Origin of the sequence: Citrobacter arsenatis, assembly GCF_004353845.1 — a bacterium.
Classification (GTDB): Bacteria; Pseudomonadota; Gammaproteobacteria; order Enterobacterales; family Enterobacteriaceae; genus Citrobacter; species Citrobacter arsenatis.
Map to the genome: position 1 here is coordinate 656,175 of NZ_CP037864.1, position 15,470 is coordinate 671,644.

General features: G+C 52.4%; 15 protein-coding genes. 7 read left to right on the plus strand and 8 right to left on the minus strand.

Annotated elements, in window-relative coordinates:
- Nucleotides 1–112 precede the first annotated feature (112 nt).
- From uxuA to E1B03_RS04115, 5 genes are all read left to right on the plus strand, one after another.
- Nucleotides 113–1,297 carry a mannonate dehydratase gene (gene uxuA / locus E1B03_RS04095; RefSeq protein WP_133085714.1) on the plus strand — a complete coding sequence of 395 codons (1,185 nt, stop codon included), beginning with the start codon at nt 113–115 and terminating at the stop codon, nt 1,295–1,297.
- A gap of 79 nt (nt 1,298–1,376) precedes the next feature.
- A complete protein-coding gene (locus E1B03_RS04100; protein WP_133085715.1) occupies nt 1,377–2,852 on the plus strand; it encodes a fructuronate reductase in 1,476 nt (491 codons plus the stop codon).
- A 133-nt stretch (nt 2,853–2,985) separates the two neighbouring features.
- Complete coding sequence (uxuR, locus tag E1B03_RS04105) at nt 2,986–3,759, plus strand: Uxu operon transcriptional regulator (RefSeq protein ID WP_103768515.1); 774 nt, start codon at nt 2,986–2,988, stop codon at nt 3,757–3,759.
- Nucleotides 3,760–4,383: 624 nt separating this feature from the next.
- Nucleotides 4,384–4,593 (plus strand): hypothetical protein, encoded by a 210-nt coding sequence (locus tag E1B03_RS04110; RefSeq protein ID WP_103768514.1) that lies wholly within the window; start codon nt 4,384–4,386, stop codon nt 4,591–4,593.
- A 178-nt stretch (nt 4,594–4,771) separates the two neighbouring features.
- Nucleotides 4,772–5,779 carry a porin gene (locus tag E1B03_RS04115; RefSeq protein WP_103768513.1) on the plus strand — a complete coding sequence of 336 codons (1,008 nt, stop codon included), beginning with the start codon at nt 4,772–4,774 and terminating at the stop codon, nt 5,777–5,779.
- 62 nt (nt 5,780–5,841) lie between these two features.
- Here E1B03_RS04115 and E1B03_RS04120 read toward each other — a convergent pair whose 3' ends face one another.
- From E1B03_RS04120 to E1B03_RS04155, 8 genes are all read right to left on the minus strand, one after another.
- Complete coding sequence (locus tag E1B03_RS04120) at nt 5,842–6,243, minus strand: hypothetical protein (protein WP_133085716.1); 402 nt, start codon at nt 6,241–6,243, stop codon at nt 5,842–5,844.
- Between the two features lie 189 nt (nt 6,244–6,432).
- Complete coding sequence (locus E1B03_RS04125; RefSeq protein WP_103768511.1) at nt 6,433–7,620, minus strand: MFS transporter; 1,188 nt, start codon at nt 7,618–7,620, stop codon at nt 6,433–6,435.
- A 94-nt stretch (nt 7,621–7,714) separates the two neighbouring features.
- The gene (locus tag E1B03_RS04130) at nt 7,715–7,966 is read right to left on the minus strand and encodes a putative Se/S carrier protein (RefSeq protein ID WP_103768510.1); all 252 of its coding nucleotides are present in this window, start codon (nt 7,964–7,966) and stop codon (nt 7,715–7,717) included.
- A complete protein-coding gene (gene yjiL / locus E1B03_RS04135; RefSeq protein ID WP_133085717.1) occupies nt 7,963–8,730 on the minus strand; it encodes a putative 2-hydroxyacyl-CoA dehydratase activator YjiL in 768 nt (255 codons plus the stop codon). Before yjiL ends, E1B03_RS04130 begins: the two co-directional genes overlap by 4 nt.
- A 9-nt stretch (nt 8,731–8,739) precedes the next feature.
- Complete coding sequence (locus E1B03_RS04140; RefSeq protein WP_133085718.1) at nt 8,740–9,891, minus strand: double-cubane-cluster-containing anaerobic reductase; 1,152 nt, start codon at nt 9,889–9,891, stop codon at nt 8,740–8,742.
- Nucleotides 9,892–9,986: 95 nt separating this feature from the next.
- Nucleotides 9,987–10,451, minus strand: coding sequence for a GNAT family N-acetyltransferase (locus E1B03_RS04145; protein ID WP_103768507.1), 465 nt, complete (start codon nt 10,449–10,451; stop codon nt 9,987–9,989).
- 13 nt (nt 10,452–10,464) lie between these two features.
- A complete protein-coding gene (locus E1B03_RS04150) occupies nt 10,465–11,745 on the minus strand; it encodes a DUF445 domain-containing protein (protein ID WP_103768506.1) in 1,281 nt (426 codons plus the stop codon).
- 75 nt (nt 11,746–11,820) lie between these two features.
- Complete coding sequence (locus E1B03_RS04155) at nt 11,821–12,747, minus strand: LysR family transcriptional regulator (protein WP_003830068.1); 927 nt, start codon at nt 12,745–12,747, stop codon at nt 11,821–11,823.
- A gap of 219 nt (nt 12,748–12,966) precedes the next feature.
- Between E1B03_RS04155 and E1B03_RS04160 the strand changes: the two genes are divergently transcribed.
- Both E1B03_RS04160 and metC read left to right on the plus strand, forming a co-directional pair.
- A complete protein-coding gene (locus E1B03_RS04160) occupies nt 12,967–14,199 on the plus strand; it encodes a dicarboxylate/amino acid:cation symporter (RefSeq protein WP_003019196.1) in 1,233 nt (410 codons plus the stop codon).
- A 30-nt stretch (nt 14,200–14,229) separates the two neighbouring features.
- Nucleotides 14,230–15,420 carry a cystathionine beta-lyase gene (gene metC, locus E1B03_RS04165; protein ID WP_133085719.1) on the plus strand — a complete coding sequence of 397 codons (1,191 nt, stop codon included), beginning with the start codon at nt 14,230–14,232 and terminating at the stop codon, nt 15,418–15,420.
- The last annotated feature ends 50 nt before the right edge of the window (nt 15,421–15,470 follow it).

Consider the following 15,470-nt stretch of genomic DNA (forward strand, 5'->3'; position numbering starts at 1 on the left):
CAGATATCGTGATTTGGTTAACCAATTTTGCGCTTCAGGTTGACATGTAATACCAAAAGGAGGAATTTATGTGCCATATCGTCGAGTCCATAACGTAAACGAGGAATAAAACATGGAACAGACATGGCGCTGGTATGGTCCTAACGATCCGGTCACCTTAGCGGATGTTCGTCAGGCGGGTGCAACGGGCGTTGTTACCGCCTTGCACCATATCCCGAACGGGGAAGTGTGGACGGTTGATGAGATCCTCAAACGCAAGGCCATTATTGAGCAGGCGGGTCTGGTCTGGTCGGTTGTCGAAAGCGTGCCGATCCACGAAGACATTAAAACCCGTTCTGGCAACTATCAGCAGTGGATCGCCAATTACCAGCAAAGCCTGCGTAACCTGGCCCAGTGCGGTATTCGTACCGTGTGCTACAACTTTATGCCGGTTCTTGACTGGACCCGTACCGATCTGGAATACGTCCTGCCGGACGGCTCCAAAGCGCTGCGTTTTGACCAGATTGAATTTGCCGCCTTTGAGCTGCATATCCTCAAACGCCAGGGCGCGGAAGCGGATTACACAGCCGAAGAGATTGCGCAGGCAAATGAACGCTTCGTCACCATGAACGATGAAGACAAAGCGCGTCTGACCCGCAATATCATCGCCGGGCTGCCTGGCGCGGAAGAGGGCTACACGCTCGACCAGTTCCGCCAGCATCTGGCGCGCTATAAAGATATCGATAAAGCCGCGCTGCGCGAGAATTTTGCTGTCTTCCTGAAGGCGATTATTCCGGTGGCGGAAGAAGCAGGCGTACGTATGGCGGTACACCCGGACGATCCGCCGCGTCCGATCCTCGGCCTGCCGCGCATTGTTTCCACCGTGGAAGATATGCAGTGGATGGTCGAGACGGTCAACAGCATGGCGAACGGTTTCACCATGTGCACCGGCTCCTATGGCGTGCGGGCGGATAACGACCTGGTCGACATGATCAAACAGTTTGGCCCACGCATTTACTTCACCCATCTGCGCTCCACGCTGCGTGAAGATAACCCGAAAACTTTCCATGAAGCGGCGCATCTTAACGGCGACGTCGACATGTACGAAGTGGTGAAAGCGATCGTCGAAGAAGAGCAGCGCCGTAAAGCTGAGGGCAAAGAGGATCTGATCCCCATGCGACCGGATCATGGTCATCAGATGCTTGACGATCTGAAAAAGAAAACCAACCCAGGCTACTCCGCGATTGGTCGCCTGAAAGGGCTGGCGGAAGTGCGTGGCGTTGAGATGGCTATCCAGCGCGCTTTCTTTAGCCGCTAAAGCGAATTGCCGGTCACCTGTCTGGCCGGCCTTCTTCTTTTCTCTTCCGTTGGTCTTTCAACGGGTTCTGGAGTTCACGATGACAACGACAATTGCCAATAGCAACCTGCCGGTTGCGCGCCCAGCATGGGATAGCTCCCGTCTGCAATCCCGCATTGTTCACCTCGGATGCGGCGCTTTTCACCGCGCGCATCAGGCGCTGTACACCCATCATCTGCTGGAAACCACCGACAGCGACTGGGGTATCTGTGAAGTTAACCTGATGCCGGGTAATAACTGCGTGCTGATTGAAAATCTGCGCAAACAGCAACTGCTGTATACCGTGGCGGAAAAAGGCGCGGACAACACCGTGCTGAAAGTGATTGGCTCGATGAAAGAAGCGCTGCACCCGGATCTTGACGGCTGTGACGGTATTTTACAGGCCATGGCGCGCCCGCAGACGGCGATTGTCTCGCTGACGGTCACGGAAAAAGGCTACTGCACCGATGCCGCCAGCGGCCAGTTAGATCTCAATAACCCACTGATTAAGCACGATCTGGCGAACCCGACCGCGCCGAAATCGGCGATTGGCTATATCGTACAGGCGCTGCATCTGCGTCGTGAGCAGGGGCTGGCGGCCTTTACCGTGATGTCCTGCGATAACGTGCGGGAAAATGGTCATGTGGCGAAAGTCGCGGTGCTGGGACTGGCGCAGGCGCGTGACCCGCAGCTGGCGCAGTGGATTGAAGCGAACGCCACTTTCCCGTGCACCATGGTCGACCGCATTGTTCCGGCGGCAACGCCAGAAACGTTGCAGGAGATCGCCGACCAGTTGGGCGTTTATGACCCGTGCGCTATCGCCTGCGAGCCGTTCCGTCAGTGGGTGATTGAAGACAACTTTGTTAACGGTCGTCCTGACTGGGACAAAGTCGGCGCTCAGTTTGTTGCCGACGTGGTGCCGTTTGAAATGATGAAACTGCGCATGCTCAACGGTAGCCACTCATTCCTCGCGTATCTGGGCTATCTTGGCGGCTATGAAACTATCGCTGATACCATGACCAATCCGGCGTACCGCAAAGCGGCGTTCGCGCTGATGATGCAGGAGCAAGCGCCGACGCTGTCGATGCCGGAAGGCACCGATCTCAACGCCTATGCGACGCTGCTGATCGAGCGTTTTAGCAACCCCTCTTTGCGCCACCGCACCTGGCAGATTGCGATGGACGGCAGCCAGAAATTGCCGCAGCGCCTGCTGGATCCGGTGCGTTTGCACCTGCAAAACGCCAGCGGCTGGCGTCACCTGGCGCTGGGCGTGGCGGGCTGGATGCGCTACACCCATGGTGTGGATGAACAGGGGCAGGCCATTGATGTTGTCGACCCAATGCTGGCGGAATTTCAGCGCATTAACCAACACTATCAGGGAGCCGAACGCGTAACGGCGCTGCTGGGACTGAGCGGGATTTTTGGCCATGATTTGGCAGAAAATGGCGACTTTGTGGAGACGATTATCGCCATGTATCAACAACTCTGTGAGCTGGGCGCGCGTGAGTGTGTTGCGGCGCTAAGCGCTGACGTTTAATTCCCCGAACTATGACGGGTCAATCAAAATACTGATTTGGTTGACCCGTTTTCTGTTTTTGGCTTCCCGCAAATGCTATAGTTCGATACCTATTCACCGTATCTGATTACACGCATCTGACGGACATAACACGATGAAATCGAACACTTCTCAACAAAGACCCTACCAGGAAGTGGGTGCCATGATCCGCGATCTGATTGTCCAGACGCCCTATCAGCCCGGTGAGCGTTTGCCGCCGGAACGTGAAATTGCCGAGATGCTCAACGTCACTCGCACAGTGGTGCGCGAAGCATTAATCATGCTGGAAATTAAAGGTCTGGTGGACGTGCGCCGTGGTGCCGGGATCTACGTGCTCGACAATGCGGATGCGCAGACCATCGACAGTACGGATGTCAATCATTGCAATGATGCGGGTCCGTTTGAGCTGTTGCAGGCTCGACAACTGCTGGAGAGCAACATTGCCGAATTTGCCGCGCTGCAGGCTACCCGCGAAGATATCGTCAAAATGCGCCAGGCATTGCTACTGGAAGAACGTGAGCTGGCCTCCAGCGAACCAAACGGCTCTGAAAGCGGCGACATGCAGTTTCACCTCGCTATCGCTGAAGCTACGCACAACAGCATGCTGGTGGAGCTGTTTCGCCAGTCATGGCAGTGGCGTGAGAACAACCCGATGTGGATCCAACTCCATAGCCACCTCGACGATACCCACTACCGGAAAGAGTGGATGGGTGACCACAAGCAGATCCTGGCGGCATTAATCAAAAAGGATGCCCGCGCGGCCAAGCTGGCAATGTGGCAGCATCTGGAAAACGTCAAACAGCGGCTGCTGGAGTTTTCAAATGTTGATGACATCGATTTTGATGGCTATCTGTTTGATTCCTGGCCGCTGGATAAAGTTAACGCCTGATTTCCTTCTTCTCTCACGCGGGCTATAGCGGCCCGCGCAACGCTGCATAACCCTCTCTACTCACCTCTTAAACGTCACGTAAAATATTATTTCCATCGCCGCAGATGATGATTTTTCCGCCGTCTTTACATGGTGTAAATTGATTTATATCAATTAAAAACAACTTATTTTTGCATGCGAAAAAATGTGTTATTTACCTTATTTTTACCTTTTCGTGCTTATTTTTAGACAAAATGGGGTTGTGTTAAGTGAGAATCAAAGTGATTTCAGCTGTGGAATGGGCAGCGCAATCTGAAAAAACTGTGCATAAAAACAAGTGCTTCGCGTAAAAGTAGACATTAGTAACGGTATGTAACTTATTGGATGTAATGATGTTTTGGGTTTCTAATATGTTTTATATGAATGATTGTCTCATTCTTAATCAAACGAATAAAAATAAAATATGTAAAGTTAAAATTACACATTATTCTATAATCAAGTTATCTTTCATTTGAAATAGCGTTCCATTTCTCCGTTCTTTATTAACACTTTCATTACGATTGTGACTTTATTTTGCCGTTGACTTGTTTTTACACTGACTGCATATTTCATCGCCATAAGCGTGTTTGCGTTCAGGAGATGACTATGCCCTCTCGAGATTACCCCGATATTCGAAAAGCCAGGGGAACCCGATCAAAAGATATGGTTCTTTTAAGTGCCCGTGTCGATACCTCTCTGTGGGAATATGTTCGAACGCTGGCATTTGAAACCCGTAAAAGTAAACAAGATATTATTGCCGAAGCATTAATGTTGTATCGCTCTGTTAATGAGAGCGTAGACGAAGAATCCAAGTAATTACTCTCTGCTCGGGTTTTATTTAAAACCCTAAATGATATGTGTCTTGCCACTTTATTATTACCTTCATTGGTGTGTTAGAGGTTTTCCCCTTTTCCATAGGGGACTTTTTTATGCGGGTATTCTGCCTTCATAACAAAGTTGATAGCAAAATTCACAATTAAAAGTGAGTAATAACATGAAAAAGTCAGTAGTGGCATTAGCTGTAATGGCATTAGGGGTAACCTCCGTTCATGCAGCGGAAATTTATAATAAAGATGGCAACAAACTGGATCTGTACGGCAAAGTAAAAGCGGTCCATTCATGGACTGACGGCACTGATGCTGACGGTACCTACGCACGTCTGGGTTTTCGCGGTGAGACTCAAATCAACGATCAACTGACCGGTTACGGCCAATTTGAAAGTCAGTTTGATGCCTCTAAAGCAGAAGGTTCTCAGAATGGTGTTAATACACGTCTGGCGTTTGCTGGTCTGGATTATGGCCATGACGTTAGCTTTGACTATGGTCGTAACTACGGTATCGCTTACGACGTCGGAGCTTACACTGACACTCTTTCAGAGTTCGGCGGTGACTCCTATGAAAATACTGACCGCTTCCTTACTACACGCACTTCTGGCGTTGCAACACTCCGCACCAAAAATCTGTTTGGTGCCGTTGATGGCCTGAGCCTGGGCGCGCAGTATCAGGGTCAGGATGATACCGATAAGGATCCGACGAAACAGCACGGTAATGGCTACGGCTTCTCCCTGGGCTACGACAATATTGCCGATTCCGGCGTGTCTGCGATTGCGGCTTACACCACCAGTGCGGTGACTGCTCAGCAGAAACAGAATGGTTGGGATGGCGAAAACGCAGAGTTCTGGGGCGCTGGCCTGAAGTATGATGCTAATGCTATCTACGTAGCGACCATGTACGGCGAGTCCCACAACCTGATTCAGGATGCGGACAAAGCTGAGCACTTTGAAGCGATGGCTGCGTATGTGTTTGATTTCGGTCTGCGTCCGAACGTGGCTTACGTCCACGCGCGTGATAACAACAATAATGACCTGACCGAATACGTAGCGCTGGGTACAGACTACTACTTCAACAAAAACATCGTGGCTGATGTGGGTTACAAAATTAACCTGCTCGATGGCGCTGATGGCGACAACCAGGTTGTTGCGGGTCTGACCTATCAGTTCTAACTTTTTGTTCTGATTTGCAAAAGGCGTCTTAGTTAAGACGCCTTTTTTACTTCTGCCGGCGTTTAAATTGGCTGGCTCTCTTCCACCTGTACCCCGCTAAACAGCCATTGCCAGATGCCCACTTTTACCCATGCGACTACGCAGAGGAGCAGATAAAAAAGCGGATTATGCGTAATAGTAACGCGCATGACTTCCATTAAATCCACATGCAAATTTCCGGCAATGGCCATATTGATAACAAAAACAGAGGCTATCGCGCTGGCCAGTAAAATAAATATGGCCTGTAGCTTTGTTATCTCTGGTAACCTGCCAGAGGCCCATTGCCATAAGAAAGTCGTTGTTAACAGGAAGATAATAAACAATCCCAATGCGCCAAACAGGCCAAAGTCTTTATAATCCTTTAGCGTGCCAATTAAACCCGCCAAAATAATCAATCCCAGTAGTATTTTTTTAAACCACGACATGTACTTTTCCCGAAGATGGTGTTGCTGTTGAATTAATATGTCCATTTTTACGCATTTTAAATTGAGTTTATAAATGAACAGCCGGGGATTATAAATTGTCTGGTGGGTAATTGCCGATTATTTGTGACTTATTAAATGCTGACATTTAATTACGGACTAATCCGAATATATTTGTTTGTAAGGTGTCAATTATACCCTTTTGGGGGAGGCGAAACGCTGTTTGTATAATTGTGTGAGACTGATAAGCGCCGCAATAAACAACGCGACCGCGCCGCACAACGTGGCGTTAACGATCGCCTGAGCGCCGCTTCCCAGCAGGCTGGTTAATAGCGGCCCGAGTATTTGCCCAATGCCGTAAGTCAGAGTGACCAGGCCCAGCAGATTAATATTGCGCGGTACGCTAAGTTGACGGGCGAGCGGCATCACCAGCGAAGTGGTTCCCATAAACGTTGCGCCAAACCCCGCGCTGCTTATCACCAGCAGCGATAAGGAGTCACTGGCAAGCGTCATCACCACGCAGGCGCTTTGAATCAGCAAATTCGCCGTCAGGCATTGCAATACCCCCCAGCGTCGCGCGGCCCATAGCCAGGCGAAACAACCCGGAATAATCGATATGCCGACCAGCGACCAGAGATGGGCAGTTAGCAGCGGCGAACCGGCGCTTTTCGCCATGAGCGGCAGGTAGGTGGCGACAATGATGTAGCCAAATCCGGCCAGCCCGTACAGCAGCGCCAGCAGCCACCAGGACATCGGCTGATGCGCCGTTTTTACCGGGACTGCAGCGGGAAGTGCGTGATCGCGAGAGGGCAGGAGTATAACCAGTAGCACAAAGAACAACGCCGAGGCCGCTGCCGCGCCCAGCCAGAGGGTATGCGATGACAATGCAAAATGCAGACCGCTAATGACATATTCATTGCCCAGCAAAATGCCTGCGCCAACGCCGGAGAACAACGCCGCGATCACGAAGGGATGCCGGGTATGATGCAGGACGATCATCGAACCAAAGATCATCATACCGGCGCTGGCGACGCCCGCCAGAAAACGGATCAACATCACCAGCGCGGGCTGCGTAACGCTTGCCATCGCCAGAATCAACCCTGCGGTAGCGAGCGCGGACGTTAGCAACATCGGGCGTAAGCGTGAGGGAAGATGAAAGAGCCCGAAGGAGAAGAGCAGGCTTCCCGCCAGGTATCCGGCGTAGTTGGCGCTGGCAATCCAGGAAAGTTGGTCAAATGTGAACTGACCTTCCGACAGCAGCACCGGGAGCATTGGCGTATACAGAAAGCGTCCAATTCCCATGCCCAGCGTTAAGACCAGCATACCAAACAGCGCGACGCTGATGGCCTGACGATTTGAAGCTGGGCTTCCCTGGGACATACGGACTCTCATTTCACGCTGTTATCTGATAATTGTTATATTACATGTGTAAATGATAATGAAAAGTAAAATAAAACCAAGTCCTCTGGCACGTTCAGGAAGGGGGAAAAGTGGCAATGCAGCGCCAGTCTCCGTTTTCAAGACGGTAGATAGATTCGGTATGACCCGCAATTACCCACTCATTCTCCTCGCCAGCAACGCAGTCGATGTAAATACACAGCCCGCAGCCACCGCGTAGCTCGCGGGGAATATCGGCCACCCGAAAGCACATACCCGCAGCCTGTAGCGCTTTACGCGTTTTGATGACGCCGAGAGTAGTATGAAACAAGAACAGAGCTTCCTTCACTCACGTTTCCCCTGACGTTGACCAATTAACGCGGCCCCAATCGCTCCGGCAAACTGCGCGTCGGGATGCGTGTGCACGGGAATACCCACGTGGCCTTCAAGCATACGAGCGAAGGCGTGACAGTGGCTTACTCCCCCGGTAAATAATAGTGGAGCTTGCCCTGAAAGCCGCCCGATGAAGTTTGCGCTGCGTCTGGCCATCGCGTTGATTACGCCAGCTAAAATTGCCTCCGGCGCGACACCCGCAGAGCGCAGGCTGATGACCTCAGACTCGGCAAAAACCGTACACATGCTGGTGATGGCATGTGGTTCGATGCCAGCGGTAATCGCATCCAACTGCTCTACGCTGGCACCGAGCGTGCGTGAGATGACTTCCAGAAATCGTCCGGTCCCTGCCGCACATTTGTCGTTCATCAAGAAATCGCTGAGGTTGCCATCGTCATCTAACTGGATGACTTTACTGTCCTGACCGCCGATATCAATCACTGTGCGGGTACCGGGAGCCAGCAAGCGTGCCCCCAGCCCGTGGCAGGAAATTTCAGTGACCTGTTTGTCGGCATAATCCACGAGCTGCCGTCCGTAACCGGTGAGGGTTAAAAATGGTCTATCGTCCAGCCCCGCCTGCAGCGTGTCCCATGCCTGCGCGATCGCTTCGGCAGGGCGAAATGGCGTTGGGCAGAGGAAGCGACGTTTGATGACGTTGCTTTCCAGCAAAATACCTTTAGTCGCCGTGGATCCGGAATCGATCCCTATTGAGTATGCCATCCCTGTTCCTCACAACATTTCAATGAAGGCGGCGACACGGGTGCTAAGCTGGCCGATATCCGCGCTGGAGTAGTCGGTTTCAATAGCGATGTAAGGAATGTTGTGCTGTTGGCGGACGTGGCGTTTGATGGCGAGTGATTCAACGGCGTAAGTGTGGCAAGCCTGTAAAATGACATCGACGACGCCGTCAGCCTGGTATTCTTTAACCATTTGGCTGAGCATTTTCAGGCGTTGATCGTTAGGGGAAATACAAGAGCAGCCGATGGCGAGGTATTTATCGGTCAGTGCGTCGTAGACGTCGCCCGTTTCCGCCACGCACTGCTCAGTGGCTTTCGCGCCGGTGCAGTTTTCATAACCCACCACCCAACCGCCGTTTTCTTCAATGGCACGAACCACTTTTTCTGCCGCGCCGCCGATGGGGCAGCCGGTTATCAGTATGCGTGGACGCGACGCCAGACGTTTCCCGGCCTGCCATTCCTGATGTACCCGCTCGGCCATGCTATTAAGCTCGTCGATCAGTGCTTCTTTGTCAAAGCGGAAGGTTGCACCGTAGACGACTTTTAGAATGTCACTGCCGCTGAGTGCGGGGGGATTGAGTTGGCCAACGCGGTAAAAACTCGCCAGTGCACGACGTTCCTGATTTTTTAGAATGATGGCTTCACGTAGCGCGGCTTCGGTAATCGGGGTGCCAAAACGGGCTTCGACAGCTTGCTGCAGACGCAGGATCTCGGCTTTCCACAGCGCCCGCGAAGCCGCATCACTGGCACTGTTGGGCAGTTGCATCACATGTACCGCTTTAAATTCAGCCATGTACTCGTACATCTTCTTTTTACCATCGCAGGTGGTTTCGCCCACCACCAGGTCAGAGAAGTAGAAGTACGGACATTTATCAGTTTTACCAAACCCGTAGCTGCTTTTGATCAGCGGACACAGGTTACGCGGCAGATCTTTTTCTGCTTCTTCAATGGTTTCATCAGAGGTTGAGCATAGCGAAACGACGACCGCGCCTGCCGCCATCGCTATCTCCTGCGGCATAAAGGTGCAATAGGTCCCAACGAGCGGGATACCCTGCTCTTTAAGATCCATTACGGTGAGAAAACCTTTCTGACGGGCGTCGGAGAATTGATTAAAAATGGCGGGTAAATCGGTGATTAGCGACATGATTTTCCTTCCCCGTAACACGGGAGACAGTAAAAAGACGTCGCATTATAACCCTGCAATTTATCTGGCTTTATTGATGTGCAACAATTGTGCGCTTACAGATTACGACTGTAGACCCGTGAGACTTCCCCCCACGGATGATAGCCCGGCCCGTCAAAATAAAATCCCGCTTTCTCATATAAACCTTCCAGGTCAGTACACAAATGGAGCTGCATAAAGCCTAACTGTTTAGCCTGTTGCGCAATATGTTCAATCAGGCGAAATGCCAGACCGTGACCACGATAGCGAGGATCGACATAGAGCGCGCATAGCCACGGCCACAGTTCGCCGCGACTGATAAAATCATTAGTGATTAATCCGGCGCAGCCAACAATGCTGTCGCCGTCCTGCAGCCAGTACCACTGCGGTAGCGGGTTCTTTGCGCCAATACAACGATGCAGTGCATCCTCGTAAACTCTCATGGAGTCTTCCGAGGCCCATTGTTGCTGAAAGTAAGCGGTGACCTCGTGCAGTTTTTCCGGCGTCATGCGCAGGGAAAAAATGCGGATGTTCATTGTCATTGAATTTTTCTCCTTAAAAATTCACCAGCGTCAGCAGGGAAGGAATTTGCGACAACAGGTATAGCACCAGCCCAATAAAACCGCCGACTAACGTGCCGTTGACGCGGATAAACTGCAAATCTTTACCGATGTTCAGCTCAATTTGCTGCGACATATCGCGCGCATCCCAGCTTTTCACCGTGTCGCTAATGTGGCGCGTCAGGAAGGTGGCGAACTCTGGCGCTACTTTATGTGCGGCCTGCTCCAGGTGTCCGTTCAGTGAGGCGCGCAGGGCGCTGTCGGCAACCAGCGTTTCGCCGAACCACTGCCCGGCGCTGGCAATGCGCTGCTTCACGCGTGAATCGTCGGCGTTAATATCGGTTTTCACCCACTGGCGCAGGTCTGCCCATAGTTCGCCAAGATAACGGTTGAAGGCTTCGTCTCCCTTCAGATAGCTTTTCATGCTTTCGGCCCGCACGGCCATCTCCGGATCGTGTTTGAGCTTATCGATGAGCTTAAACGTAGCGCGATCGAAGGCGTGGCGGATCTGATGCGCCCGATCGTGGCTGATGTCATCCAGCAAGGAGTTAACGGCATCAGACACCAGTTCGGCGCTGTGCTCGCCCAGCCATTCGGTCGGCAGGATCTTCGCTTTCAGCGGATGTTCGGTTTCCAGCCAGTGCACGACCTGTCTGGCGATAAACGCCCGCGAGCTGTCGCGCTGGAGCAGGGCGATCAGTTGGGCGATCAGCGTGTCGAGTAGCACCTGATGGCGATTGTTTTTGGTCATGCTTTCCAGCATCAGCGCGCTGGTACCGGAGAGATCAACCTTGTCGATGGCCTTGTGCACCGCCCGCTTGATCAGCCGCTGAATGCGCGCGTCGTCGGTCAGTTCGAGAAAACCGCTCATAATTTGCAGCAGATGCTGGCCGATGCGCTGGGCGTTTTCCGGCTGACTGAACCAGTTACCGATCAACAACGCCGGTTCATGGCGGCGGATCAACGCGACCAGCGACTGGGTGTCGAGAAATTTTTCCTGCACAAACTGCCCGAGGTTTTCGCCGATCCTGTCCTTATTACGCGGGATAATTGCCGTATGTTGCGAGATAAACGGGATCGGCACCCGACGAAAAAGCGCCACCACGGCGAACCAGTCCGCCAGCGCGCCGACCATCGCCGCTTCGGCGATCGCTTTGATCCCCAGCACCCAGAAGTTAGGCGGCAGAAACAGCGTGATGACGAAGGTCGCGGCGGCAATCAGCAGCAATGAGAGCGCCAGCCGCTTGGCGCGTTTGAGTTCAGCAATTTTATTCATAGGCTTAAGGATAGAGCCAGACGGGGGGATCGCGCAAAAAATGTGGAGCGCCTCCCATTTTCAGATGGGCTGGGCTTACTCCGGGATCCAGTTGTCCCAGGCGGGCAAGGGGCCGAGTTCCGCCACCAGAAAATCGATAAACGATCGCACCTTCGGGTTGCTGTACTTGCTGGGAAAGTACAGCGCATACAGGGCGTGAGTTTCGCAGGTAATGGTGCCGTCGAGCATCAGCGGCGTTATCTCCTCTTTTTGAATATGATCGCCAATCAGATAGGTGGGCAAATATGCCACCCCCTGATCTTCTAACACCGACTTCAGCAACACCAGGCTGCTGTTGGCCTGGATCGGCATATGCAGTTTTAACTGGTGCAAACGATCCTGTTCATCTGCCACCTTCAGTACCGGCGTAAGGCCCGGGTATACCAGACAATCATGATTGACCAGATCGCTTCGACGCTGGGGCATGCCTTTTTTGGCAAGGTAGCCGGGCGAGGCGCAGTATGCCCAGCGAACAGGCACCAGCTTGCGCATCGCATAGTTTTGCGGCGGCGCGGTGGAGATGCGCAGAGCGATGTCGAAATCCGTTTCGTTCAGATTCACGAAGTTATCGTTGAGATCGATATACAGATTCACATCTGGGAACTGGGAGCGATATTTATCCACCAGGTTCACCAGTCGGGAATAACCAAACGCAATTGAGCAGGTTATGCGTAATTCACCCTGCGGGCTGTGGTAATAACCGGAAGTGGTATTCAGCGTTTCATCGAATTCTTTCAAAAGCTTATTAGCACGGTTGAAGAGATATTGCCCGGCGTCGGTCAGGGTAATACTGCGAGTAGTACGTTTAATTAATGTCGTGCCCAGCGTGTCTTCCATCGCGGCCAGGCTTTTGCTGACCGCAGAAGGCGATACGTTGAGCTGCGCCGCGGCTTCTGACAATCCCCCGCAGTCGACGATTTTAGTAAAAAACTCCAGATGCTTGAGTGAAATCGGCGTACTCATAGTTTCCTTTTATTCACAAGTGATTTGCAAAAACGGTACGAATAGGCCGTTACATTCGCCTTTTAAACATGCAACTATTGAATCACAGGAAACAACTTGCTGGCAAAATGAAAAAATAACAACTTAGGTGAGTTACGTCACAAAATAAAAGGAGGCGAAACGGAAACTCATCACATTGTGAATTTAATCTCATTAATTATTATTCTAAAGGTACCGATTATGTGGTCACGACTCGAACCCTACAGATCGTCGATTATTTTATTAGTTGCTCTGGTGATTGGCGGCTTATTAGGTATTTATGCCCCGTCGTTTGCAAGTAAACTCCAGCCAATAGGTCAGATATTCCTGAACCTGTTATTTATGATTATTGTGCCGCTGGTGGGGATCAGCGTCATGTCGTCGATCGCCAGTATGACCGACCTGAAAAGGTTGGGGCGCATTATGGCGATTATCTTTATTGTTTCGATCGCCATGGCCTTTATTCCGGCAGCCGGGATCGTCGCGCTGGCGCTATGGTATAACCCGGCGCAGGGCGTCACTATCGATCTCTCGCAGTCGGTGCAGGCGGGCAGCGGCAAGATGGATTTTGTCAGTATGATCACCACCAGCGATTTTATCGGACTGTTTTCGAAGTCCAATATTCTGGCGCTGATCGTAATGGCGATCATCGCCGGTGTGGCGATTGGCCAGTCGGATCAGGCTGGTAAACGCATTGCGTCTCTGCTGGAAGACGCCAATACCGTGATCATGAAGATCGTCTCGATCATTATGAAGGTCGCGCCGATTGGTCTGGGCTGCTACTTCGCCGCCACCATGGCCAGTCAGGACTCTGCACTACTGTTAACCTTTGCCCGCGCCATCGGCCTGTTTATGGTTGCCACGCTGGTCTACTTTGTCTTTGGCTCGATTCTCTATTCATATATTGGCGGCGGTATTCCGGCGGTCAAAGCCTTCTGGCGTAACGCGATTGAACCCTCCGCGACCGCGCTGGGAACCTGCTCTTCGCTGGGGACGCTGCCGGTAACGCTGCGTGCCGGTAAGGCGATGGGGATTAACCCGGAAATCGTCGATGTCTCCATTCCGCTGCTGGTTAACCTGAACAAAGGCGGCGTGGCGATGATTGCCGCGCTAAAAATAGTCTTTATCTATTCCGTGCTGGGCATGGAGTTCACCACCGAGACCTTTTTCCTGACGATGCTGATTGCGGTGCTCTCTGCCATTATCGTGGGCGGCGTTCCGGGCGGGGCGTTTCTCGGTGAAATCTTTATCGTCACCACGCTGGGCCTGCCGATGGAAGCGATCCCAATGCTGGTGGTGCTGGGCACAATTACCGATGCGCCGGCCACACTGATTAACGTTATCCACGATTTGAATGCGGCGCAGATTGTTGAACGGTTCGCTGGAAAAAAGCAGACCAACACTGAAATAAACTCTACTGCTGCGGTGGTATAGGTTTCACACGGATTAAGAACAGGAGATGTTATGAAAGACGCAATGAAGCTTGAGACGCACCTGGTTGTTGCTGGTCGTGACAAACGCTACACCCAGGGCGCGGTGAATCCGGTTATCCAACGCGCCTCTTCGCTGGTGTTTGATACCGTGAAGGACAAGAAATTTGCCACCGCCAATCGCGCGAACGGCGAGCTGTTTTACGGTCGTCGCGGAACCTACACCCACTTTGCCTTTCAGAAGGCAATGAGCGAGCTGGAAGGCGGCGTTGGTTGCGCGTTGTACCCGTGCGGTGCAGCGGCGGTGACCAATGCGATTCTGGCGTTTGTTCAGGGTGGCGATCATATTCTGATGACGGGCGCGGCCTACGAGCCAACTCAGGATTTTTGCAATAAGATCCTGAGCAAATTTAACGTGGAAACCACGTATTACGATCCGCTGATCGGCGCGGGTATCGTCGATCTTCTGCGTCCCGAAACGAAGGTCGTATTCCTCGAGTCGCCGAGTTCGATAACCATGGAAGTCCAGGATGTACCGGGGATGGTGAAGGCTATCCGCGCGGTGAATCCGGATATTGTCATTATGATCGACAACACCTGGGCGGCGGGCGTGCTGTTCAAAGCGCTGGATTATGGCGTGGATATTTCCATTCAGGCGGGAACGAAGTACACCATCGGTCATTCGGACGGCATGCTGGGTACGGCGGTGTCGAACGCCCGGTGTTGGGATCGCCTGCGCGAAAACTCCTATTTGATGGGGCAAACGCTGGATGCCGATACGGCCTACAACGGCAGCCGTGGATTGCGCACTCTGGCGGTACGTCTTAAGCAGCATCAGGAGAGCAGCATCCATATTGCCCGCTGGCTGTCGGCAAGGCCGGAAGTGGCGCGGGTGAATCATCCTGCTTTACCGGAATGTCCGGGCCACGAGTATTTTCAGCGTGACTTTACCGGAAGCTCTGGCCTGTTCTCGTTTGTGCTGAAACAGAGACTGACCGACGAACAGATGGCGAATTTTCTCGATAACTTCTCGCTGTTCCATATGGCCTATTCGTGGGGTGGATTTGAGTCACTCATTCTGGCGAATCAGCCGGAAGAGCTGAACAGCATTCGCCCGGCAGGAGAGGTGGATTTTAGCGGTACGCTGGTCAGAGTGCATATTGGCCTCGAGGATATCGACGACCTGATTGCCGATCTGGACGCGGGATTTGCCCGCATTGCGTAAGGTGATGTGATCGTAGCCGGATGTGGCGCAAGCGCCTTATCCGGCCTACT

Bases quoted from the DNA above. Each gene is read 5' to 3' on its own strand.
- uxuA (WP_133085714.1), top strand. From the start codon at position 113: ATGGAACAGACATGGCGCTGGTATGGTCCTAACGATCCGGTCACCTTA.
- E1B03_RS04100 (WP_133085715.1), top strand. From the start codon at position 1,377: ATGACAACGACAATTGCCAATAGCAACCTGCCGGTTGCGCGCCCAGCA.
- uxuR (WP_103768515.1), top strand. From the start codon at position 2,986: ATGAAATCGAACACTTCTCAACAAAGACCCTACCAGGAAGTGGGTGCC.
- E1B03_RS04110 (WP_103768514.1), top strand. From the start codon at position 4,384: ATGCCCTCTCGAGATTACCCCGATATTCGAAAAGCCAGGGGAACCCGA.
- E1B03_RS04115 (WP_103768513.1), top strand. From the start codon at position 4,772: ATGAAAAAGTCAGTAGTGGCATTAGCTGTAATGGCATTAGGGGTAACC.
- E1B03_RS04120 (WP_133085716.1), bottom strand. From the start codon at position 6,243: ATGTCGTGGTTTAAAAAAATACTACTGGGATTGATTATTTTGGCGGGT.
- E1B03_RS04125 (WP_103768511.1), bottom strand. From the start codon at position 7,620: ATGTCCCAGGGAAGCCCAGCTTCAAATCGTCAGGCCATCAGCGTCGCG.
- yjiL (WP_133085717.1), bottom strand. From the start codon at position 8,730: ATGGCATACTCAATAGGGATCGATTCCGGATCCACGGCGACTAAAGGT.
- E1B03_RS04140 (WP_133085718.1), bottom strand. From the start codon at position 9,891: ATGTCGCTAATCACCGATTTACCCGCCATTTTTAATCAATTCTCCGAC.
- E1B03_RS04145 (WP_103768507.1), bottom strand. From the start codon at position 10,451: ATGACAATGAACATCCGCATTTTTTCCCTGCGCATGACGCCGGAAAAA.
- E1B03_RS04150 (WP_103768506.1), bottom strand. From the start codon at position 11,745: ATGAATAAAATTGCTGAACTCAAACGCGCCAAGCGGCTGGCGCTCTCA.
- E1B03_RS04155 (WP_003830068.1), bottom strand. From the start codon at position 12,747: ATGAGTACGCCGATTTCACTCAAGCATCTGGAGTTTTTTACTAAAATC.
- E1B03_RS04160 (WP_003019196.1), top strand. From the start codon at position 12,967: ATGTGGTCACGACTCGAACCCTACAGATCGTCGATTATTTTATTAGTT.
- metC (WP_133085719.1), top strand. From the start codon at position 14,230: ATGAAAGACGCAATGAAGCTTGAGACGCACCTGGTTGTTGCTGGTCGT.